This is a genomic window from Paroceanicella profunda, from assembly GCF_005887635.2.
Classification (GTDB): Bacteria; Pseudomonadota; Alphaproteobacteria; order Rhodobacterales; family Rhodobacteraceae; genus Paroceanicella; species Paroceanicella profunda.
The window spans coordinates 2,599,584-2,620,988 of sequence record NZ_CP040818.1; the positions used below are offsets into that span (position 1 = coordinate 2,599,584).

15 protein-coding genes are annotated in these 21,405 nt (G+C 71.3%); 7 read left to right on the forward strand and 8 right to left on the reverse strand.

All coding sequences use genetic code 11. From position 1 onward, the window contains the following. Positions 1 to 508: 508 nt before the first annotated feature. Positions 509 to 1,426, forward strand: coding sequence for an EamA family transporter RarD (gene rarD / locus FDP22_RS11620; protein ID WP_138573127.1), 918 nt, complete (start codon positions 509 to 511; stop codon positions 1,424 to 1,426). On the opposite strand, the gene FDP22_RS11625 is transcribed toward rarD, so the two are convergent. Continuing rightward, a complete protein-coding gene (locus tag FDP22_RS11625) occupies positions 1,372 to 1,923 on the reverse strand; it encodes an LOG family protein (RefSeq protein WP_138573129.1) in 552 nt (183 codons plus the stop codon). The two genes, rarD and FDP22_RS11625, sit on opposite strands and share 55 nt — an antisense overlap. A gap of 1,253 nt (positions 1,924 to 3,176) precedes the next feature. Between FDP22_RS11625 and FDP22_RS11630 the strand changes: the two genes are divergently transcribed. Together FDP22_RS11630 and FDP22_RS11635 are read left to right on the forward strand one after the other, a co-directional pair. Further along, positions 3,177 to 4,049: a LysM peptidoglycan-binding domain-containing protein gene (locus FDP22_RS11630; protein ID WP_143972258.1), complete on the forward strand. Its 873-nt coding sequence runs from the start codon at positions 3,177 to 3,179 to the stop codon at positions 4,047 to 4,049. 32 nt (positions 4,050 to 4,081) lie between these two features. Next, positions 4,082 to 5,902 carry an ABCB family ABC transporter ATP-binding protein/permease gene (locus FDP22_RS11635; protein ID WP_138573133.1) on the forward strand — a complete coding sequence of 607 codons (1,821 nt, stop codon included), beginning with the start codon at positions 4,082 to 4,084 and terminating at the stop codon, positions 5,900 to 5,902. 817 nt (positions 5,903 to 6,719) lie between these two features. Here the strand turns inward: FDP22_RS11635 and FDP22_RS11640 are convergent. Genes FDP22_RS11640 through FDP22_RS11650 form a run of 3 tightly spaced genes read right to left on the reverse strand, consistent with a single transcriptional unit; the run spans position 6,720 to position 11,824 of the window. Continuing rightward, positions 6,720 to 7,160 carry a pentapeptide repeat-containing protein gene (locus FDP22_RS11640; protein WP_138573135.1) on the reverse strand — a complete coding sequence of 147 codons (441 nt, stop codon included), beginning with the start codon at positions 7,158 to 7,160 and terminating at the stop codon, positions 6,720 to 6,722. A 34-nt stretch (positions 7,161 to 7,194) separates the two neighbouring features. Beyond that, positions 7,195 to 10,629 carry an efflux RND transporter permease subunit gene (locus FDP22_RS11645; protein WP_138573137.1) on the reverse strand — a complete coding sequence of 1,145 codons (3,435 nt, stop codon included), beginning with the start codon at positions 10,627 to 10,629 and terminating at the stop codon, positions 7,195 to 7,197. Between the two features lie 13 nt (positions 10,630 to 10,642). Further along, on the reverse strand, positions 10,643 to 11,824 hold the full coding sequence (locus FDP22_RS11650) for an efflux RND transporter periplasmic adaptor subunit (RefSeq protein ID WP_138573139.1): 1,182 nt from the start codon (positions 11,822 to 11,824) through the stop codon (positions 10,643 to 10,645). A gap of 325 nt (positions 11,825 to 12,149) precedes the next feature. On the opposite strand from FDP22_RS11650, the gene FDP22_RS11655 reads away from it, so the two are divergent. The 4 genes from FDP22_RS11655 (at position 12,150) to FDP22_RS11670 (ending at position 16,620) form a co-directional block, all read left to right on the forward strand. Then, positions 12,150 to 12,794, forward strand: coding sequence for a hypothetical protein (locus FDP22_RS11655; RefSeq protein WP_138573141.1), 645 nt, complete (start codon positions 12,150 to 12,152; stop codon positions 12,792 to 12,794). A gap of 45 nt (positions 12,795 to 12,839) precedes the next feature. Further along, positions 12,840 to 14,177, forward strand: coding sequence for an outer membrane protein assembly factor BamB family protein (locus tag FDP22_RS11660; RefSeq protein ID WP_138573143.1), 1,338 nt, complete (start codon positions 12,840 to 12,842; stop codon positions 14,175 to 14,177). 73 nt (positions 14,178 to 14,250) lie between these two features. Beyond that, entirely contained in the window at positions 14,251 to 15,639 is a 1,389-nt protein-coding gene (gene der, locus FDP22_RS11665) for a ribosome biogenesis GTPase Der (protein ID WP_138573145.1), read from the forward strand. A 675-nt stretch (positions 15,640 to 16,314) separates the two neighbouring features. Beyond that, positions 16,315 to 16,620 carry an alkylphosphonate utilization protein gene (locus tag FDP22_RS11670; RefSeq protein ID WP_138573147.1) on the forward strand — a complete coding sequence of 102 codons (306 nt, stop codon included), beginning with the start codon at positions 16,315 to 16,317 and terminating at the stop codon, positions 16,618 to 16,620. Positions 16,621 to 17,095: 475 nt separating this feature from the next. Here the strand turns inward: FDP22_RS11670 and FDP22_RS11675 are convergent, their stop codons facing one another. The 4 genes from FDP22_RS11675 to radA form a co-directional block, all read right to left on the reverse strand. Beyond that, the gene (locus FDP22_RS11675) at positions 17,096 to 17,749 is read right to left on the reverse strand and encodes an SDR family NAD(P)-dependent oxidoreductase (protein WP_138573149.1); all 654 of its coding nucleotides are present in this window, start codon (positions 17,747 to 17,749) and stop codon (positions 17,096 to 17,098) included. Continuing rightward, positions 17,749 to 19,206 (reverse strand): amidophosphoribosyltransferase, encoded by a 1,458-nt coding sequence (purF, locus tag FDP22_RS11680; protein WP_138573151.1) that lies wholly within the window; start codon positions 19,204 to 19,206, stop codon positions 17,749 to 17,751. The genes FDP22_RS11675 and purF overlap by 1 nt, the downstream gene beginning before the upstream one ends. A 79-nt stretch (positions 19,207 to 19,285) precedes the next feature. Next, on the reverse strand, positions 19,286 to 19,834 hold the full coding sequence (locus FDP22_RS11685) for a CvpA family protein (RefSeq protein WP_138573153.1): 549 nt from the start codon (positions 19,832 to 19,834) through the stop codon (positions 19,286 to 19,288). A gap of 193 nt (positions 19,835 to 20,027) precedes the next feature. Next, positions 20,028 to 21,401: a DNA repair protein RadA gene (radA, locus tag FDP22_RS11690; protein WP_138573155.1), complete on the reverse strand. Its 1,374-nt coding sequence runs from the start codon at positions 21,399 to 21,401 to the stop codon at positions 20,028 to 20,030. Positions 21,402 to 21,405: the final 4 nt, after the last annotated feature.

The following is a 21,405-nucleotide window of genomic DNA, read 5'->3' on the forward strand; positions in this document are numbered from 1 at the left end:
CACGCCCGCCGAGCTGCGGGGGCAGCGCCCCCTCGGCGAGGCGGGCGTTCCCTGCGCAACCGGCCGGGACCCCGCGAGACCCATGCCCTGAAAGCCGCCCGCTGCGGCCTCGCCCTCCCGGCGCTGGCGGATGGCCTCGCCCGGGCGTCCTCGTCTGCATCCCGGGCAATGCTTCCCCGCGCCCCGAGGGGTCTGCCGCCCGGGCCATGACCCGGAGAAGGTCCCGGGGGCAGGGGACGATCCCCCCCGAGCGGACGTCCGCTGAGGGGCCTGCTTCCCGGGCGACGTCCTGCACGATCCTGCCGTGGAGATCCGCCATCCCTTCGCGGGGGCGTCTCCCCATGCGCCCCCGTTGCAGCGCGGCGGGGCAGCGGCCTGGCGGGCATGTCCGCGCGCAACACTCCCCGATGCCGCGGGCGTCTTTGCGCCTCCGCCACGACATTGCGCATTGTGCTCCGCCCTCCGGGGCTGCTACGCGAAGGACGCAACCTCGGGAGACCTCACAGACATGGAACGCTTCGCAGGGCTTGCGGCGGTCGTTGCCGCCTGCACCATCTGGGGCCTCTCGCCGCTCTATTACCGCGCGCTCTCCGGGGTGCCGGCGCTGGAGGTGCTGGCGCACCGCACACTGTGGAGCTTCGTGTTCTTCGCCGGTGTCATCCTGCTCACCGGGCGCGTGGCGCGGGTGCGCGCGGCGCTCGCCTCGCGCCGCGAGATGGGCGTGCTGCTGATCGCGGCGGTGATGGTCTCCTCCAACTGGTTCCTGTTCATCTTCGCGGTGCAGAGTGGCCAGACCATCGAATCGAGCCTGGGCTATTACATCTTCCCGCTGCTGGCCGGCGCCATCGGCTGGGCGGTGCTGCGCGAGCGCATGGGCCTGCTGCAGGGGCTCGGCTTCGGCCTCGCGGCCTGTGCGGTGGGGTTCATCGCGGTCTGGCACGGGGTGTTGCCCTGGCTGGCACTGGCGTTGGCCGGCACCTTCGCCGGCTACGGGCTGGCCAAGCGGGGGGTGAGCTCGGGGCCCGTCACCTCCGTCTTCGCGGAGATGATCTGGATCCTGCCGCTGGCGCTGATCTGGATCGCGGGGGCGCAGGTCTTCGGCTGGGGCGGCGCCGGGGCAGGGGCCTTCGGCGGCCCGAAGACCTGGCTGCTGCTGGTCTCCGGCCCGCTCACCGGCGTGCCCTTCATGCTGTTCTCCTACGCGGCGAAAACCCTGCGCTACTCCACCGTGGGCGTGGCCTTCTACGTGAACCCGACGCTGCAGTTCCTCGTGGCCGTGCTGGCCTTCGGCGAGGCCTTCACCCCGGCGGAGGGGGTTGCCTTCCCGCTGATCTGGGCCGGCGTGGCGCTCTACAGCATCGGGCTCGTGCGTCAGGAACGCAGGGCGTCGATCACGGCCTCCGGCGTGTCGCACACCGTGAGATAGTCGCGGAACGTCGCATCGGCGAAGCCGCCGGCGATGCAGCCGTCGATCAGCGCCAGAAGCGGCGTCCAGTAGCCGCCGAAATTGCCCAGCACCACCGGTTTCGCGTGCAGGCCGAGCTGCCGCCAGGTGAGCACCTCGAACAGTTCGTCCAGCGTGCCCGGCCCGCCCGGCAGCGCCACGATGGCGTCGGCATTCATGAACATCACCTTCTTGCGCTCGTGCATCGTCTGGGTGACGACGAGGCCAGCGCGGGAGCGTGCCGCCGTCTCGCAGCCCAGCAGATGCTCCGGTACCACGCCGAAGATCTCGCCGCCCGCTGCCCGGGCCGCCCGGGCCACCGCGCCCATGATCCCCACGTCGCCGGCGCCGTAGACCAGCCGCATCCCGGCTTCGGCCAGCAGCGCGCCGACCCGCTCGGCCCCCGCCACGTGGCTCGGGTCCACGCCGGTGCGTGACCCGCAGAATACACAGACGTCCCGGATGATCGGCTCGGACATGATGAAGTTACTCCGCTCTTTTCATGCGCTCTGTCACAGCAGTATAGCTTCTGGACCGCAGACGACAGGCGTGGTTTGATCAGTGTTTGTGAAGAAAAGGCAGGGCTTTGGGGAATGAACTGAACACAGGGCCGGGCCTGGCCGCCAGTACGGCATCCGTGCCGCGGATCCTTTTCGCTCTCGTGGCCCTCGGGGCGGCGGGCGGCGGAGCGTACCTTGCCACCCGGCCGCCGGAACCTGCCGTCACCGAGCAGGGCAACACCGTGGGCAGGGTGCTTCTCGCGCCTCCCCCCGCGCAGACCGGCGCCGCCCCCGCTGCGGAACGGGCCTCGTCCGGCCCCGAGGCACCCGACACCGGCGCCTCGCCAGCACCACAGCCCCCTGAACCCGCCGCAGCGGCGCTCCCGGGCGCGACACGGGCCGCGCCGGAGGGCGCCGTGGGGCCCGTCGCTGCGGCTCCGACGGCGGGGCAGGCGTCGGCCGGAACGGCCGCCAATCAAATGGAGGCCGGAACGGCCGCCAATCAAATGGAGGCCGGAACGGCCGCCAATCAAATGGAGGCCGGAACGGCCGCCAATCAAATGGAGGCCGGAACGGCCGCCAATCAAATGGAGGCCGGAACGGCCGCCAATCAAACGGAGGCCGGAACGACCGCCAATCAAACGGAGCCCGGAACGGTCGCCAATCAAACGGGGTCCGGAACGGCCGTCAGTCAGACGGAACCCGGAAGGGTGGTCAGTCAGACGGAATCCGGAACGGGCACCGGTCAAACACGGGCCGGAGCGGCGGCCAGTCAGACGAACGTCGCACCTGTCGCCGCTCAGACGGCAGCCGCACCGCCAGCATCAGCGGTGCAGTCCGGGCCCGACGCGTCGACGACGCAGGCCGGGACTGCCGCACCGGAGACAGGCGCCGCGACACCCACGGCAGCAACGCAGGCCGATCCTGCGGCCCCAGGCGGCTCGGCCGCGTCACCGGACGCCGGCGCGGCACGCGGGGCCGGGGCCGTTCCCGCCGACGCGGCCGCGTCCGGCGGCTCAGCCCTGGCGGATGGCGGCAGCCCGAAGGGCGAGGGCCTGCCCGGTGCGGCCGAAACCGTCGCCCCGGCCGCGGGCGCGGCCCCCGGCGCGGCTCCCGCCGTCGTGGCCGGCGCGGCCGCCCCCGTCACACAGCCGTCGGAGGCCGGAGCGGGCACGCGGGACCCGGGCGCCGCCTCTGCGCCGGAGGAGGTCGTCGCAGGCGCCGCGCCGGCGGTGCCGGGCCATCAGCCCTCCGCCGCGGCGCTGGTGGTGCCCGAGTTCGACCTCGTGCGGGTGGAGGCGAGCGGCAGCACGCTGATCGCCGGGCGCGCCGGGCCGGATGTGGAGATCGCTGTCACCTTCGACGGGGTGGTGAAGGCCGTGGCGCGCACAAGTTCGCTGGGCGAGTTCGTGGCCATGGTGCAGGCCGACTTCAAGCGCGAGGCGCAGGAGATCCGGCTGATCTCGCGCGAGGGCGGGGTGGATGTGGCGGTGTCGCGCAACGCGGTGCTGATCCTCGCCCTGCCGCCGGAGGAGAGTGCAGAGCCGGTGGCCGCCCCCACCGTGGTGAGCGCAGGGCCCGAGCAGGTGGAGATCCTCCAGCCGCCGCATCCCGGGCGCAGCGAGCAGGTGGTGATCGATTCGATCAGCTATGACCGCTCCGGCGAGGTGCTGCTGCGCGGCCGCGGCCGCCCCGGCGACCGGCTGCGCATCTACGTCGACGACGCGGCGCGCGCCACCGCGACCATCGGCGCGGACGGGCAGTGGAGCCAGACGCTCCCCGGGCTCGATTCCGGGCGCTACAGGCTGCGGGTGGATGCCTTCGCGCCCTCGGGCGACACGGTGGAGAGCCGCATCGAGATTCCCTTCCAGCGCGACTTCCCGCCGGCCGACAGCCTCACCGCGCGGGCGGACACCGACCCGCGCGCCCGCACCGTGGTGGTGCAACCGGGCAACAACCTGTGGACGATGGCGCGCGTGCATCTGGGCAAGGGCATCCGCTATACCCAGATCTTCACGGCCAACAGGGATCGCATCCGTGACCCCGACCTCATCTATCCGGGTCAGATCTTCGATATTCCGCAGCCGGGGACGTCCGAGCCCTGAGCAAGACCGGCCTGGCCGGAGCAGGGAGACACATGCGCAGGGATCGTGGAGACCGCACCGTCACGGGATCGGCGGAAATCGGCATCATCCGCCGGGTAATGCCCTATCTCTGGCCGGCGGACGCGCCGGTGATCCGGCTGCGCGTGGTGCTGGCGCTGGTGGCGCTGGTGGTCTCCAAGCTCGCCACCGTGGCCACGCCGGTGTTCTTCAAATACGCGGTGGACGGCATGTCCGGCGACACGGCGCCCGACGCGGCGCTGGCGCTGATCCTCGGCACCGTGGGCAGCGTGGTGGCCTATGGCGTGCTGCGGCTCTCGGGCGTGGGCTTCGCGCAGTTGCGCGACATCGTCTTCGCCCGGGTGGGCCAGCGCGCGCTGCGGGCCCTGGCGCTGGAGAGCTTCCGCCACGTCCACGCCCTGTCGCTGCGCTATCACCTCAGCCGCCGCACCGGGGCGATGAACCGCATCCTGGACCGGGGCGTGAAGGGGGTGGAGTTCCTGCTGCGCTTCCTGCTGTTCTCCATCGGGCCGCTGGTGCTGGAACTGGCGATGGTGGCGGTGGTGCTGTGGATCGCCTTCGACATCACCTACCTCCTGGTGGTCGTGCTCACCATCGCGGTCTACGTGGTCTACACCTTCGCGATGACCGAACGCCGGGTGAAGATCCGCCAGCGGATGAACGACCGTGACCAGGAGGCGAACCAGAAGGCCGTCGACGCGCTGCTGAACTTCGAGACGGTGAAGTACTTCGGCGCCGAGACCCGGGAGGCGGAGCGCTACGACACGGCGATGCGCGGCTATGAGCGCGCCGCGCTGGAGACGAACTGGACACTGGCCTACCTCAACTTCGGCCAGAGCGCGATCCTCACCGCCGGGCTGGTCTGCGTGATGGTGATGGCCGCCCTCGGGGTGCGCGCCGGCACGCTGACGGCGGGGGATTTCGTGATGGTCAACGCCTACATGATCCAGATCACCATGCCGCTGAACTTCCTCGGCACGGTCTACCGCGAGATCCGCCAGGCGCTGATCGACATGCGCGAGCTGTTCGAGCTGCTGGACCAGCCCTCCGAGGTGATCGACCGCCCCGGCGCGCCGCCGCTCGCGGTCTCCGGCGGGGCGGTGCGCTTCGAGGATGTCCACTTCGGCTACGAGACCAACCGCGAGATCCTGCACGGCCTGTCGCTGGAGGTGCGCGCGGGGCAGACGGTGGCGCTCGTCGGGCCGTCGGGTGGCGGAAAGTCCACCGTGGGGCGGCTGCTGTTCCGCTTCTACGACACCTGGTCGGGGCGGGTGAGCATCGACGGGCAGGACCTGCGCGACGTGACCCAGGAGAGCATCCGCGCCGCCATCGGCGTGGTGCCGCAGGACACGGTGCTGTTCAACGACACGGTGGGCTACAACATCGCCTACGGCCGGCACGGCGCCACCCGCGCCGAGGTGGAGGAGGCCGCGCGTGCCGCGCGCATCCACGCCTTCATCCAGAGCCTGCCGGAGGGCTACGACACGCTGGTCGGCGAGCGCGGCCTGAAGCTCTCGGGCGGCGAGAAGCAGCGCGTCGGCATCGCGCGGACCCTGCTGAAGAACCCGCGCATCCTGCTGCTGGACGAGGCGACCTCGGCGCTGGACACCGGCACCGAACGCGGCATCCTGGAGAGCCTGCGGGAGGCGGGCCGCGGACGCACCGTGATCACCATCGCGCACCGGCTCTCCACCGTGGTCCACGCCGACGTGATCGTGGTCATCGAGGCGGGCCGCGTGGTGGAACAGGGCACCCATGAGGCGCTGATGGCCCGGGGCGGCCGCTACGCCGGCATGTGGCGGGCGCAGAACCGGGCGGAAACCGCCGCCGCCTGACCCCCCCGCCCGGCCGGGGAGCGCGCCTGTCGGGGAGGGGCAGGCCCCTCCGCCTCCAGGCGCGCGTCGGGACCGTCCCGGTCCCTCCGGCCAGGCCCGGTCGCCGGGACAGGGGACCGGCCGGTGCCGGGCTGCTGACGCGCGCCGCCGCCCCGCCCCGGCACACCAGGGCGCGGGAGCGCTTCCGTTTCAGGAAGCCGGCCGCCGTCCTGCTCCGAACCGGGCGGCAAGGGTGCCGGGCAACTGACCGCCTGAGCCGGCGAGAGCTGGCCTGCCGGTTCCATGGTCAGCCAGTTTTCACGCTGCGGCGGTGCGAGGAGTCTGGCCTTCTGGCGACAGCGCCTCCTCGTGGACCTCCACGGCGCGGAATCCCCACTTCGGCCCGCCCGTGCCTGAAGCGGATGAGCCTCCCCCGACGGCGCTGTCCGAGCTTCGGGACGCGAGGCGCGCGCGACCCCGGTTGCGAGAGAGCCCTCCACCAATCAACTGCGCAACAGGATCCCGCTCCCCCCCGCGGAGCCACCGGGCGTCGCGCGGACCCGCGCGACCAGCGCCACGGGGGGCTCGATGCCCCCCGTGGCGCTGTGCGCGTCCGGCGGAAGCCTGCGCGTCCGGCGGAAGCCTGCGCGTCCGGCGGAAGCCTGCGCGTCCGGCGGAAGCCTGCGCGTCCGGCGGAAGCCTGCGCGTCCGGCGGAAGCCTGCGCGTCCGGCGGAAGCCTGCGCGTCCGGCGGAAGCCTGCGCGTCCGGCGGCAGCCTGTAGGGGAGGCAGACGTATGCGGGTTCGGCGGGGGCTTGCGGCTCGCTCGGGCTGGTGGCTCAGTCCTCGTCGGGCGGGCCGCATTCGCCGGCTTCGCGCAGGCGGGTCCAGGCGGCGAAGAGGTCGGAGACGCGCACGCCGTCGATCGTCATCCCGCTGAGGTCGCAGTCGCGGATCTCCGCATCGCGCAGCGTCGCCCCGGTTATGGTGAGCCCGGCGAGCGTGGCGTGGCTGATCGCGGCGCCCGAGAGGTTCACGTCATGCAGCCGTGCCCCGGCGAGCGTCACATTGGTGAATTCCGCCTGGCACAGATTCACGTCGTCGAACTTCGCCATCGAGAGATTGGTGTCGCCGAAGCGCGCGCCGCTCAGCACCGCGTGGAACTCCGCCCCGGCGAGGTTCACGCCGTCGAACCGGGCGCCGGCCATGTCCGAGCGGGTGAAGCGGGCGTCGCGCAGGGGCGGGCCGTCGAAGGGGGGATCGGTGTCGGCGGGGGGCATTGCAGGTCTCCTTTCGCGGGGCGCGCGGCGGGGGTCATTCCGCCGCGTCGAGGCGGCCGGGGGCGGGGCGCGGGGTGTCGGGCCAGATGATGTCGCCGGCCGGCGTGCCGGCAGCGGTGCGGCGCAGGTCCCGCTCGGCCCGCGGGGTGAGGCCGAGCAGCCGGCCCGCGCCCCGGCCCACCCAGTGGCGCGCGGCCAGGGCCGCCGGAGTGACGATCAGGGTGAGGACCGTGGCGGTGCCCAGCCCGAAGACCACGGCGGTGGCGAGCTGCTTCCACATCATCGAGGAAGGCGCGTCCACCGAATAGCCGCCATGGGCGAAATCCACGTTCATGCCGAACATCATCGGCATCAGCCCGGCCATGGTGGTGATGGTGGTGAGCAGCACCGGGCGGATGCGCGCCTCCGCCGTGCGGGTGATCGCCTCCAGCACCGGCATCTGGCGGGAGAACTCCTGGAAGGTGTCGATGAGCACGATGTTGTTGTTCACCACGATGCCGGCCAGCGCCACGATGCCCGTGCCGGTCATGATGATGGAGAAGGCCTGGTCCATCACCAGCATCCCGATCAGCACGCCCGTGACCGACATGATCACCGCCGAGAGCACCAGCGCGGAGTTGTAGAACGAGTTGAACTGCGCCAGCAGGATCACGAACATCAGCCCCAGCGCGCCGAGGAAGGCGCGGCCGAGGAAGGCCTGGCTCTCCTCCTGCTCCTCGCGGTCGCCCGTCCACTCCCAGGTGACACCGGCGGGCAGGGGGCGGTCCTCGGTGAGCCAGGTTGTCAGCCGGTCGATCTCCTCGTTCGCGTTCGCGCCCTCGGCCACGTCGGCCTTCACGTCGTAGTAGCGCCGGGTGTTGTAGCGGTCGATCTGGCCGAGCTTCTGCACCGGGGTGCGGGTGATGAAGTTCGACAGTGGCACCAGCCCGGCCGCGGTGCGCACCCGCAGCCCGTCCAGGGTGGAGAGCAGGCGCTGGTCGGGCGGGAAGCGCACGCGGATCTCCACCTCCTCGTCGGAGGTCTCGGTGCGCATGGTGTCCAGCAGCAGCCCCTGGGTGACGAGCTGGACCATGATGCCCACCGTGGTGACATCGGCGCCGTAGCGGCCGGCCTTCTCCACGTCCACGTCGATCTGCCAGTCGATGCCGGGCAGGGGGCGGGTGTCGTCCACGCCGATGATGCCGGGGCGCTCCTTCATCCGCGCCTCGACCACGCGCACCGCCTCGGCGATGTCCTCCAGCCGGGTGCCCATCAGGCGCAGGTGCACCGGCTTGCCGCTGGCCGGGCCCATCTCCTGCACGGTGATCTCGCTCAGCACGCCGGGGATGGTGGCGAGGCGGCGGTTGATCTCGGCGAGGATCTCCTTGCCGGGCCGCCGGCTGTCCCAGGGGGCGAGCTCGATCTGCACCTGGCCCACCGCGTCGGCGGGGGACTCGCCGCCGCTGCGGTCCTGGTTCAGGCCGCCGTTGCCGGCGAAGGCGAAGACGGAGGCCACCCCGTCCACCCCCTCCACGGCGCGTTCGGCGAGGCGCACCAGGCGGTCCTTCTCGTCCAGGCTGAGGTTGCCGCGGGCACGCACATAGGCCACGGCCCGCTCCGGCTCCGTATCGACGAAGAACTCCACACCCTTGGAATGACTGCTGAAATAGCTGATCGTGCCCACCATCATCAGCACCGCCGCGGCGATGGACACGAAGGGCATCACCGGGTTCGCGGTGAGGAAATGCACCGCGTGGCCGAAGGCGCTGCGCCGGTAGGCGGGCGCCGGCGCGCCCATCGGCGCCTGCCGGCGCAGGCTGCCGCCGGCCACCGCCAGGCCGAGGCAGGCGAGCACGAAGAGCGTGAGCGCCATCGCCGCCGGCATCCGCCCCTGGGCGAGCCCCAGCAGCGCCCAGACCATAGCCGCCCCGGCCGCCGCCACCAGCAGCAGGCGCAGGACCAGCGGCGCGCGGGCGCGCAGCCCCGCCGAGGCGCCCTCCAGCACGCGCGAGATGCGCCCCGCAACCCCGCCCATCACCGGCAGGTAGATCAGCGCCACCACAAGCGAGGCGGAGAGCACGAAGATGAGCGTGACCGGCAGGTTCCCCATGAACTCGCCCGGGATGCCGGGCCAGAACAGCATCGGCAGGAAGGCGCAGAGCGTGGTCGCGGTGGAGGAGATGATCGGCCAGAACATCCGCTTCGCCGCCTCGGTGAAGGCGCGCATCGGGCCCTGGCCCTCGCCCATGCGGGTGTCGGCGTATTCCACCACCACGATCGCCCCGTCCACCAGCATGCCCACGGCCAGGATCAGCCCGAACATCACGATGTTGGAGATCGACATGCCGAACACCGCCAGCCCCGCGAAGGTGAGCAGGAAGGAGACCGGGATCGCCACGCCCACCAGCAGCGCCGAGCGCAGCCCCAGCGAGGCCAGCACCACGATCATCACCAGCGCGATGGCGGTGAGCACCGAGCTTTCCAGCTGGTCGACCATCGCCCCCACCCGGGTGCTGTCGTCCATCGACCAGGAGACATCCACGGCCTGGCGCAGCTCCGGCGGCCAGCCGTCCATCATCTCCGCGGTCTTCGCCTTCACCTCGGCCACGGTGTCGATCAGGTTCTCGCCCTTGCGCTTGACGATCTGCAGCGAGACGGTGGGCTTGCCGTTGAAGCGCGCCGTGCCCTCCGCGTCCTCGAAGGAGAGGCGGATGTCGGTGAGATCGGCCAGCGTCACCACCCGGTCGCCGTTCACCTTCACCGGGATGTCGTAGATGTCCGACGGGGTCTCGAAGGAGGAGGGGATCTTCACCGAGTAGGCGCCGGAGCCGGTTTCCACCTCGCCCGCCGCCACCAGGCGGTTGTTGGAGGTGACGGCGTTGATCAGCTCGTCGGCGGTGACGTTGTAGCTCTCCAGCTTCAGCGGGTCGATCAGCACCTCGAGCATCTCGTCGCGGTATCCCGCGAGCCCAGCCTCCAGCACCGGCGGCAGGCCCTCGATGCCGGTCTGCATCTCCTTGGCGATGCGGAACAGCGTGCGCTCGGGCACGTCGCCGGACAGCGAGATCACCAGGATGGGGAATTCGGAAAAGTTGATCTCCAGGATGTTGGTGGCATCCGCGCCGTCCGGGAACTCCGCCTCGGCCTGGCTCACCCGGTCGCGCACCTCGGCGAGCGTGGCGGTCTTGTCCCAGCCGAACTCGAACTGGAGCATCACGTAGGCGTAATTCTCCATTGCCGTCGCGGTCATCTTGTCGAGCCCCTCGACATCGCGCAGTTTGGTCTCCAGCGGTCGGACGATGAGCTTCTCCGCATCCTCCGCCGAGATGCCGGGGAAGGGCACCGAGACGAAGAGCATGGGAATGTCGATGTCCGGCTCGCCCTCCTTGGGCAGCCCGACATAGGCCAGCGTTCCGGCCCCGATGGTGAGCAGGATGAAGGCGGCGATCATCCGCGCTCGGGCAGCGGCCCAGTCAACGATCCCGGTCATCGCGCCGCCCCGCTCATTGCACGGGCGCCGCGGGCGTGGCCTGCGGGTCCGGCGCGGCCGGCGGTGCGGGGGAGGCTTCCGGCGCGGGGGCGGGGCCCGGCGCGGGGGCGGCCGCGGCGTCCGGCCCGCCGGCGGCCGCCTCGTAGGAGACGTCCAGCGCGCGGCCGTCGCTCACGTATTCCTGCCCGGTGATGATCACCTCCGCCGTGGCCGGCAGCCCGTCCAGCCACAGCCCCTCCGGCGCGTCGCGGATCACGGTGACGGGCACGAAGCGGGCCACGCCGTCTTCGGCCACCCGCACCCCCATGCGGCCGCGGTCGTCCAGGGTGAGCACGCGCTGCGGCAGCAGGTGGCCCTGCCGGGGGGCGAGCGGGATGCCGATCTCGGCGGTGAGCCCGTCGCGGATCTCCCAGCGCGGGTTCGGCACGGTGATCTCCACGCGGAAGGTGCGGGTGGTCTCGTCGGCCGAGCGCGAGAGGAAGGTGATGGTGCCGGTGACCTCGCGGCCGTCGATCAGCCGGGCGCCGGCGGGGGCGCCGGCATGCAGCCGGCCCACGCGGCTCTCCGGCACGAAGCCCACCAGCTTGATCGGGTCGAGCGCGATCACCGTGGCGCAGAGCGCGCCGGGCTGCAGCAGCGAGCCCAGCTCGGCGGTGTCGGTCTCCAGCAGCCCGTCGAAGGGGGCGCGGATGTCGAGCCGCTGCAGCTCCAGCTCCGCCGTGCGCACCGCGTAGACGGCGGAGTTGAGCGCGGCCCGGGCGGCAAGCCGGGTGGTCTCGGCGGCGTAGTCGCCCAGCTTGGTGGCCGCATCGTTGCGGATGCGGGCATCCTCCAGCCGGGCCTGCGCCTCCTCCAGCGCTGCCTGGCGCTCTCCGGGGTCGATCCGGCACAGGCTGTCGCCCTCCGCCACCTGCGCGCCGCTGCGCAGCGGCCGCGAGATCACCCGGCCGGAGGTCTCCGCCATCACCTCGACCTTGCGGAAGGCCTCGGTGCGGCCGCGCAGAATGATCACGTCGCGCACCGACTCGGCCTGCGAGCGGCGCACCACCACGGACACCGGCTGGTCCTTCGGGGCGGCGTCGGCCGGGGGCGGCAGGTTCTGGGCGGTCTCCGCCGGGCCGGCGCCGAGGCCGAAGATCCACAGGCCGAAGGCGAGGGCCACCAGCAGGGCAGTCAACAGCGGGATCGCTCGCATGGCCTTCTCTCCGATCGTCGGCGGATCCGGCGCGGGGCGGGGGCCGCGCCGCGCGGAGTTCTACGCCACAGACATGGGAAAAACTCACGCATCCGTCAACGTCGCGCGGTGACGCGGCCGGGTGGCGGGGGCCGGCCATGTCCGGCCCCGGAACGGGTACGTGTCGATACGCGCGGCGGACCGGTTTCCGGCGCGAATTTCTTCGCAGGCGCCCCGGGCCGGGGCCGCGCCGCGGCCGCTCCCGGGGCGCGCACTGCTTTGGGATTGGCAATTGCCCGCGCGGCGCTGTAGGGTCCGCGCGGATTTTCTGGCAGCGAGGTACGGCGTGAGCGACACTGATTCCTTCATCGACGAAGTGTCCGATGAACTCCGGCGCGAGCGGCTTTTCCGGCTGTTTCGCAAGTGGGGGCCCTATGTCATCGCGGCGCTCGTGCTGCTGGTTGCGGCTTCCGCCTGGAACGAATGGCGCAAATCTCAGGAGACCGCCGCGGCCGAGGCGCGCGGCGCGGCCATCGCCGCCGCCCTGGAGGCGAAGGACCCCGAGGCGCGGCTGACGGCGCTCGACGCGGTGGACGGCGGTGTCGCGGTCGCGTTCCTCAAGGCCCAGGCCCTGGCGGAGTCCGGCAAGACGGACGCGGCCGTGGCCATGCTGGACACGATCATCGCCGCGGGCGCGGCCGGTCAGATCTACCATGACGCGGCCACGCTGAAGAAACTCTCGCTCCAGCGCGACGGCCTGACGCCGGAGCAGCGGATCGGCACGCTCGAACTTCTGGTCGGCCCGGACGCCCCCTTCCGCCTGGTGGCGCTGGAGATGCGGGCCGTGGCGCGCATCGAGGCGGGAGACCCGGACGGCGCGCGGGACGACCTCGGCGCCGCGATGGCCGACCCCCAGGCATCGCAGGGCCTGCGCGGCCGGGCCGCGGCCCTGTTGCAGGCAATCGGAGGATCACTGGACCGTGCGGGCTGAGCGCTTTAAGTTGCGCGGCAAGATGAAGGACAGGAGTTTAGCAGCATGAGCTTTGCCAACCGGCTTCCGGGGCTTCCCCGCCGAGGCCATGCGACGCTTTCGGGAGTACTACTCTGCGCCGCGCTGGCCGGCTGCGGCTGGTTCGGGGATGACGAGGAGATCCTGCCCGGAACGCGCATCCCGGTGCGCGCCGAGGTCGCCGAAACCCCGATGGCCGCCCCGCCACCGCTCATGCTGCCGCCGGCGGTGCCGGTGAATTCCTGGTCCCAGCGCAACGGCACGGCCACCCATGTGCAGCCGCACGCGGCCCTCGGCTCCGGGCTCCGGCTCGCCTGGTCGGCGGACGCGGGCTCGGGCAACGGCGCCTCGCGGCTCACCTCCGGGCCGGTGGTGGCGAACGGGCGGGTGTTCACCCTCGACAGTTCCGCGGAAGTCACGGCCTTCTCGGAGGCCGGCGCGCGCATCTGGCGGGTGGATGTCTCCCCCGAGGGCGAGGACGGCGAGAACGGCTACGGCGGCGGCCTGGCCATCGGCGACGGCGGCAGGCTCTTCGTGACCACGGGCTTCGGCCAGGTCGTCGCGCTCGAGTCCGGCACAGGCGAGGAACTCTGGCGCACCCCGGTGCGCGGCATCATCCGCTCCGCGCCCACGGTGTCGAACGGCCGGGTGTTCGTCGTCACCCGCGACGACCAGGCCGTGGCGCTGGACGCCGCGACCGGCCAGATCCTCTGGCGGCTGCAGGGCGCTGCCGGCGTCACCGGCCTGATGGGCGGCGCCAGCCCGGCCGTGGACGACGTGCTGGCCGTGCTGCCCTTCTCCTCGGGCGAGGTGACCGGCGTGCTGGCGGCCTCGGGCCGGCGGATCTGGACGGCGGCGATCGCCGGCGGCCGCCGCGGCTTCGCGCGCTCGGACATCGGCGACATCACCGGCGACCCGGTGATCGTGGGCGACACGATCTTCGTGGCGAACCAGTCCGGCCGCCTGGTCTCCATCGACCGGCGCACCGGGCAGCGGAACTGGACGGCGAATCACGGCTCGATCAACGCGGTGCAGCCGGCGGGCTCCTCGCTCTTCGTGCTGTCGGACGCGGCGAAGCTGCTGCGCCTCGATGCCGCGACCGGCCAGCTCATCTGGAGCACCGACCTGCCGGAGTATGACGATCCGGAAGACCGTGACGTCGCCATCGGCTACGGCGGGCCGGTTCTGGCCGGCGGCCGGCTGGTCGTGGTCAGCGCCGACGGGCTGCTGCTGAGCTTCGATCCGGCCACCGGGCAGGAGCTCTCGCGGGTCGAAATGCCCGAGGGCGCCTATCTTCCCCCGGCAATCGCCGACGGAAAGCTCTATGTCATGTCGATTGATGGCGACTTGCTGGCTTTCCAGTAACGCAGCTACCATGTAGACGGGCGGCGGGCTGCTCCGGCGGCCCGCCGCTTCTTTTTTGGGAAAGACGAGACAGATGTCCTTCACCCTCGCAATCGTCGGCCGCCCGAACGTGGGCAAGTCGACGCTCTTCAACCGGCTCGTGGGCCGGCGTCTCGCGCTGGTCGACGACCAGCCGGGCGTCACGCGCGACCTGCGGGAAGGCGATGCGCGGCTGGGCCATCTGCGCTTCACCGTCATCGACACCGCCGGTCTGGAGGAGGCCACCGACGAAAGCCTCCAGGGCCGGATGCGCGCGCTCACCGAACGTGCCGTGAGCATGGCCGACGTGTGCCTGTTCCTCATCGACGCCCGCGCCGGCCTCACCCCCTCCGACAAGGTGTTCGCCGAGATCCTGCGCCGCTCCGGCAAGATGGTGATCGTGGCCGCGAACAAGGCCGAGGGCCGCGCCGGCGAGGCGGGCTATCTCGACGCCTATTCGCTGGGCCTGGGCGACGTGATCCCGCTCTCCGCCGAGCACGGCGAGGGCATGGACGACCTGCGGATGATCCTCTCCCCGGTGGCCGAGCAGTTCGCCGTCACCGATGTGGAGGAACATGAGGACGATTCCGATCGCCCGATGCAGATCGCCATCCTCGGGCGGCCCAACGCCGGCAAGTCCACCCTGGTGAACGCCATCCTCGGCGAGGAGCGTCTGCTCACCGGGCCGGAGGCCGGCATCACCCGGGATTCCATCGCCGTCACCACCGAGTGGTACGGCACGAAGGTGCGCATCTTCGACACCGCCGGCATCCGCAAGAAGGCCCGCATCCAGGAGAAGCTGGAGAAGATGTCCGTCTCCGACGGTCTGCGCGCCGTGCGCTTCGCCGAGGTGGTGGTGCTGCTGCTCGACGTGAACTCCCCCTTCGACCAGCAGGACCTGCGCCTTGCCGATCTTGCCGAGCGCGAGGGCAGGGCGGTGGTCGTCGCGGTGAACAAGTGGGACACCGAGGACGACAAGAGCGAGAAGGTGAAGTTCCTGCGCGAGGAACTGGCCCGGCTGCTGCCGCAGCTGCGCGGCGTGCCGCTTGTCACCATCTCCGCCCTGCAGGGCCGCGGCCTCGACAAGCTGCGCGACGCGATCGTGAAGGTGCACGAGACGTGGAACACCCGCATCTCCACCTCGCGGCTGAACCGCTGGCTGATCGGCCAGGTGGAGGCACACCCGCCGCCCGCGCCCTCCGGCCGCCGCATCAAGCTGCGCTACATGACCCAGGTGAAGGCGCGCCCGCCCTCCTTCGTGGCCTTCTGCTCGCTGCCCGAGGAACTGCCGGAGAGCTACATCCGCTTCCTGGTGAACGGGTTGCGCAAGACCTTCGGCCTGGAGGGCACGCCCATCCGCTTCACCCTGCGCAAGGGCGAAAACCCCTACGAGGGCAAGACCGAGAAGCGCATGAACGGCAGCCTGAAGCGCGGCAAGCGCTGATCTGCAGCCCGGCGGGGGCCTCCGGCCCGCGCCGTGCAGCGAGCCGCTTCCGCCGGGCGCTTCCGGCCTGCGCCGCACAGCGGGCAGCTTTTGCGGGGCGACTCTGGCCTTCGCCGTAAAGCGGGTGGCTTCCGCGGGGCGGCTCCTGCCGTCGCCGTAAGGCGGGTGGCTTCCACAGGGCGACTCTGGCCTTCGCCGCAAGGCGGGCGGTTTCCGTGGGGCGACTCCTGCCGTAGCCGCAAAGCGGGTGGTTTCCGCCAGGCGCCTCCAGTCTTGGCCGCTCAGCGAGCGGCTTCCGCGGCGGCGCTTCCGGTCCGCGCCGTGCAGCGAGCGGCTCCCGTCGCGCGACTCCGGCCTGCGCCGCTGCGCGGGCGGCTTCCACCGGGTGCTCCTGCGAAGGGACCCGTGTTCGCGATCCCGTTTGCAGCCGGAATATGCAGCCGCCGGCTGCTCCTCCCGCCTCCCCCTCCATCCCCGGTCCGGGCCGCGCCGCGGGCCGGGAGTGCGCCGTGAAGCGGGGCGGGAGGGGGCTCCATCGCCCGGGCCGCGCTGTGCCGCCGGGACGGCCGGGCCGACATGGCGTGTTGTGCTGCCGCCCGCCCTCGGGTACGGCCTTCAGGGGCCGGGGCGGAAGCCTGCGGCGCGCCGACGAGAGCAATTCAAGCGAGGTACGGCATGTCCGACCAGGATGACGACTACGTCTACGACGAGACCACCGGTGAGTGGCGACCCGCCTCCGAGATCGCCGCCGCGGCGGAGGCCGACGTGGCCGTGGTGCGCGATTCCGCCGGAACCGTGCTGGCGGACGGTGATTCCGTCACCCTCATCAAGGATCTCAAGGTGAAGGGCGCCGGGCAGACGCTGAAGCAAGGCACGGTGATCCGCTCCATCCGCCTCACGCCGAACCCGGAAGAGATCGACTGCCGCCATGACGCCATCAAGGGCCTGGTGCTGCGCACGGAGTTCGTGCGCAAGCGCTGAGACGGAAGGCGCCGCCCGGCCATGTCCGGGCGCGGCAGGCACAACGGGCAGGGCCGGAGGCCCTGCCGGCCGCAGATCCGGCGCCATGTCGGCGGGCCGCAGAGTGCCTTGCCGATGGGCGTTGCGGCGGGTGGCCGATGGGCCGCACGGTGCCTCGTCGGTGAGTGGTGTGGCGCGGTGTCGGCGATACGGCACCTTGCCGATGGGCGGTGCGGCGCCTTGCCGGTGAACCGCACGGTGCCTTTCCGGTGGGTGATGCGGTCCGTTGCCGGGGGACGGTACTGCGCGTTACCGGAGAGCCGCACGGTGCCTTGCAGGTGCGTGGTACGGTGCGTTCACGGCGGAACGGCATCTTCCGGCCGGCGGTACCACACCTTGCCGGTGGGCGAGGGTGCCACGCCTGCGGGCGGACAGGCGCTTGCCGGTGGACGGTACGGGGCCGATGGGGTGTGTCCCGTCACCGCAGGCGGTGGGGTCAGCCCTTCAGGGCGGCCAGCAGCGCTTCGGCCTGGCTGTCGGCGCTGGCGAGGGCCTCGCGGTTCTCGCCCGGGCGGAAGCGGCCGCGCAGGGCGGTGGGCATCGGCTCGGGAGTGAACGTCACAACGCGCGGGCCGATGGCGGCGGTCTCGGCGGCCCAGGCATCCACCACGGCGCGCGCGGCGGCCTTGGAGGCGGCATAGGCGGCGTGGAACTTTCCCGCCGACCTGTCGTCGCAGAACACCGCCGTGGCCCCGGGCCCGGCAGCCTTCAGCAGCGGCTCGGCGATGGCGATCAGGCGCAGGGTGGCGCGGGCGTTGAGCGCCATGGCGCCGTCGAAATCCTTCTCGTCGACATGCCCGACGGGGCTGAGCGGCGCCGCCTGCGCGGCGCAATGCACCAGCAGGTCCAGCCGCCCCCAACGCTCGTAGACCGACAGGCCCAGCCGGGCGAGGCCGGCATCATCGGTGAGCGACATGGGCACCAGCGTGGCCGTGCCGCCCTTCTCCCGGATGGCGTCGTCAAGCTCCTCCAGCCCGCCGGTGGTGCGGGCGAGGGCGATCACATGCGTGCCCGGCCCGGCCAGGGCCAGGGCGGTGGCGAATCCGAGGCCCCGAGAGGCCCCGGTGACGAGGGCAATCCGCTCAGCCATCAGGCGCGCTTGAGCTGCAGCCGGCCGCTGTCGACCACGTCGGAGGGGCGGATCGGGTATTCGCCGGAGAAGCAGGCGTCGCAGAAGCGCGGGCTGGCGGTGCGGCCCTCCTCCTGACCGGTGGCGCGGTAGAGCCCCTCCAGCGAGACGAATTTCAGGCTGTCGACACCGAGGTGCACGCGCATCTGCTCTTCCGTCATGTGCGCGGCGAGAAGCTTCTCGCGGTCCGGCGTGTCCACACCGTAGAAGCAGGGCCAGGAGGTGGGCGGCGAGGCGATGCGGAAATGCACCTCCTTGGCGCCGGCGTCGAGAATCATCTCGCGGATCTTCTGGCTGGTGGTGCCGCGCACCACCGAATCGTCCACCAGAACCACCCGCTTGCCGGCGATGATGGCGCGGTTCACGTTGAGCTTCAGCCGCACGCCCATGTTGCGGATCTCCGCCGTGGGCTCGATGAAGGTCCGGCCCATGTACTGGTTGCGGATGATCCCCATCGCGTAGGGAATGCCGCTTTCCTGCGAAAAGCCGATCGCGGCGGGCGTGCCGCTGTCGGGCACCGGGCAGACCAGATCGGCCTCCACCGGCGCCTCGCGGGCCAGTTCCACGCCGATCTGCCGGCGGGTCTCATAGACCGAGCGGCCGCCGATCACGCTGTCGGGGCGGGAGAAATAGACGTATTCGAAGATGCAGAACCGCGATTTCGCCGGGGCGAACGGGTGGAAGCTCTCGATGCCGTCCGGGGTGATGATGACCATTTCACCCGGCTCGATCTCGCGCACGAACTCCGCGCCGATGATGTCGAGCGCGCAGGTCTCCGAGGAGAGCGCCCAGCCGTTTCCGACCCGGCCCAGAACCAACGGGCGCACGCCCAGCGGGTCGCGCACGCCGATGAGCTTGGAGCGGGTCATCGCGATGACGGAGAAGGCGCCTTCCACGCGGCGCAGCGCGTCCTTCATCCGCTCCGGGATGGTCTTCTGGATTGAGCGCGCCATCAGGTGGATGATGCATTCCGTGTCCGAGGAGGACTGGAAGATGGAGCCGGCCTGGATCAGCTCGTGCTTCATCGCCTCGGCATTGGTGAGGTTGCCGTTATGGGCAATGGCGCAGCCGCCCATGGCGAATTCGGCGAACAGGGGCTGGACATCGCGGATCGCGGTCTGTCCCTTGTGCCCGGCGGTGGAGTAGCGCACGTGGCCCATCGCCAGCGAGCCGGGCAGGGTGTCCATGAGCGTCTTCGATGTGAAGTTGTCGCGCACGTAGCCGAAGCGGCGGGCGGAGGAGAAGCCCAGTTCGGGCGCCCAGGAGACGATTCCTCCCGCCTCCTGCCCCCTGTGCTGAAGGGCGTGAAGGCCGAGAGCGACGAAATTCGCCGCGTCGGGCACACCTACGACGCCGAAAATACCGCATTCTTCATGCAGCTTGTCGTCATCGAACGGGTGACGGGGAAGCTCGGACATCCTGGGACCCTCGGGATCAGTCGTGAACGAAGGCGCTTATATAGGGGGTCGGGGGGAGTGTCACGACCCCCCGGTCGCATTACTGTGAACAGGTGCCGAAGAGCTGGTCGTAGCGGGTGTCTAGCCAGCCGGGCGTCTCGGTGGGAACTTCGGCGCGGAGCTGGTCCCGGGCATCGGCGAGAAACACCGCGGTGCGGGACCCGTCGATCTGGGGAAAATCGAGATTGAGATACTGATACACCACAAGTGCCACCACCACCAGCAGAACGCCGCGGGCCAGGCCGAACAGGAAGCCCGCCCCCTGGTCCACCGGTCCGATGGCGCTGTTCTGGACCATGGAGGCGAAGAGCGGCGTGAAGATCGACAGGATGATCAGCGCCACCGCGAACACCACCGCGAAGGCCGCGAGCACCGAGAACTGGCAGGACGAGGAGAGGAAGCCCGAGATGACCGGGATCTCGCGCACCAGCGGCTCCACCGTGGGCGCGAGATAGAAGGCCACGATCGCCGCGATCACCCATCCGGCGATGGCCAGCACCTCGCGCACGAAGCCGCGTGAATAGGCCAGCAGCGCCGATACCGCGATCACCAGCAGCACCACGCCGTCGGCGATAGTGAATCCGTCCATGGAGAAGCCCCCGTCTGTCCTTGTCCGGGTGCGGGTCCCAGCCCGCAGCACCGCATGCCAACCTGTCGAAGCCGGTGACCCGGCCCGTCCGCGTCCTCATCCACCCCCGGGGAAGGCCGCGCCGGCGGCCCCTCGCGGGGAAGTCCCGGCGGTGCCCGGCGCCCGCGCCGGGGAGCACCCGTCCGGGGGTGTTCTACTCGACTGCGCCGAAGACCGTCTCGACAAAACCCGCAAGGTCGTCGATTCGCTGCACAGTGATGCCAGATTCCGCCTGCACCTTCATCTTGGAAGGCGCGATGGCCGAGGCAAAGCCCAGTTTCGCCGCCTCCTTCAGGCGCTGGTCGGCCTGCGAGACCGGGCGCAGCGCGCCGGAGAGCGAGATTTCCCCGAACACCACCGTGTCGGTGGGGATGGGCAGGTCCTGCCGGGCGGAGAGGATGGCCGCGGCCACCGCGAGGTCCGCCGCCGGCTCGGACACCCGCATGCCGCCGGCCACGTTGAGATACACGTCCAGCCCGCCGAAGCCCACGCCGCAGCGCGCCTCCAGCACCGCCAGGATCATCGACAGCCGCCCCCCGTCCCAGCCCACGGTGGAGCGGCGCGGCGTGGCGAGGGTGGAGGGCGCGACCAGCGCCTGGATCTCCACAAGGAGCGGCCGCGTGCCCTCGATGCCCGCGAAGACGACGGAGCCGGAGGCCGGCCGGTCGCGCTCCGACAGGAACAGCTCGGAGGGGTTCAGCACCTCCGCCAGCCCCGCGCCGGTCATCTCGAACACGCCGATCTCGTCGGCCGGGCCGAAGCGGTTCTTCACCGCGCGCAGGATGCGGTACTGGTGGCCGCGCTCGCCCTCGAAGTAGAGCACGGTGTCGACCATGTGCTCGATCACCCGCGGCCCGGCGATCTGGCCGTCCTTGGTCACGTGCCCCACCAGCACCACGGAGATGCCGCGGCGCTTAGCGAAGCTGGTGAGCTCGTGGGAGGCGGCGCGCACCTGGGAGACGGAGCCGGGCGCGCTCTCCACATGGTCGGCCCACATGGTCTGGATCGAATCGATGATCACGAAGCCCGGGCGCTCGGCGTCGAGCGTGGTGAGGATGTCGCGCAGGTTGGTCTCCGCCGCGAGCGAGACCGGGGCGGCGCCGAGGCCGAGGCGCTGCGCGCGCATCCGCACCTGGGCGGCCGCCTCCTCCCCCGAGACATAGATGGTCTTCACCCCGGCATTGGCGAAGGCGGCGGCGGCCTGCAGCAGCAGGGTGGACTTGCCGATGCCCGGGTCTCCGCCCACCAGCACCACGGAGGCGGGAACCAGCCCGCCGCCCAGAACCCGGTCCAGCTCGCCGATGCCCGAGACGGTGCGCGGCAGCGGCGCCTCGGATTCCGCCAGCGAGGACAGGGCCATCCCCTTGCCGCGGCCGGCGCCGAGCGTCTTCTTCGCCGGGCCGGCGGCGGAGAGCGCCGCCTCCTCGTGAATGGAATTCCACGCGCCGCACGCCTCGCAGTGCCCGGCCCATTTCTTGTAGGTCGCGCCGCAGGCCGAGCAGACGAATTGTGTGGTGGTTCGTGCCATGCGC

Excerpts from the sequence above, each read along its gene's own strand:
- FDP22_RS11640 (WP_138573135.1), bottom strand. The coding sequence starts at position 7,160 with ATGCCCCCCGCCGACACCGATCCCCCCTTCGACGGCCCGCCCCTGCGC.
- der (WP_138573145.1), top strand. The coding sequence starts at position 14,251 with ATGTCCTTCACCCTCGCAATCGTCGGCCGCCCGAACGTGGGCAAGTCG.
- FDP22_RS11675 (WP_138573149.1), bottom strand. The coding sequence starts at position 17,749 with ATGGCTGAGCGGATTGCCCTCGTCACCGGGGCCTCTCGGGGCCTCGGA.
- rarD (WP_138573127.1), top strand. The coding sequence starts at position 509 with ATGGAACGCTTCGCAGGGCTTGCGGCGGTCGTTGCCGCCTGCACCATC.
- FDP22_RS11645 (WP_138573137.1), bottom strand. The coding sequence starts at position 10,629 with ATGACCGGGATCGTTGACTGGGCCGCTGCCCGAGCGCGGATGATCGCC.
- FDP22_RS11635 (WP_138573133.1), top strand. The coding sequence starts at position 4,082 with ATGCGCAGGGATCGTGGAGACCGCACCGTCACGGGATCGGCGGAAATC.
- radA (WP_138573155.1), bottom strand. The coding sequence starts at position 21,401 with ATGGCACGAACCACCACACAATTCGTCTGCTCGGCCTGCGGCGCGACC.
- purF (WP_138573151.1), bottom strand. The coding sequence starts at position 19,206 with ATGTCCGAGCTTCCCCGTCACCCGTTCGATGACGACAAGCTGCATGAA.
- FDP22_RS11670 (WP_138573147.1), top strand. The coding sequence starts at position 16,315 with ATGTCCGACCAGGATGACGACTACGTCTACGACGAGACCACCGGTGAG.
- FDP22_RS11625 (WP_138573129.1), bottom strand. The coding sequence starts at position 1,923 with ATGTCCGAGCCGATCATCCGGGACGTCTGTGTATTCTGCGGGTCACGC.
- FDP22_RS11660 (WP_138573143.1), top strand. The coding sequence starts at position 12,840 with ATGAGCTTTGCCAACCGGCTTCCGGGGCTTCCCCGCCGAGGCCATGCG.
- FDP22_RS11685 (WP_138573153.1), bottom strand. The coding sequence starts at position 19,834 with ATGGACGGATTCACTATCGCCGACGGCGTGGTGCTGCTGGTGATCGCG.
- FDP22_RS11650 (WP_138573139.1), bottom strand. The coding sequence starts at position 11,824 with ATGCGAGCGATCCCGCTGTTGACTGCCCTGCTGGTGGCCCTCGCCTTC.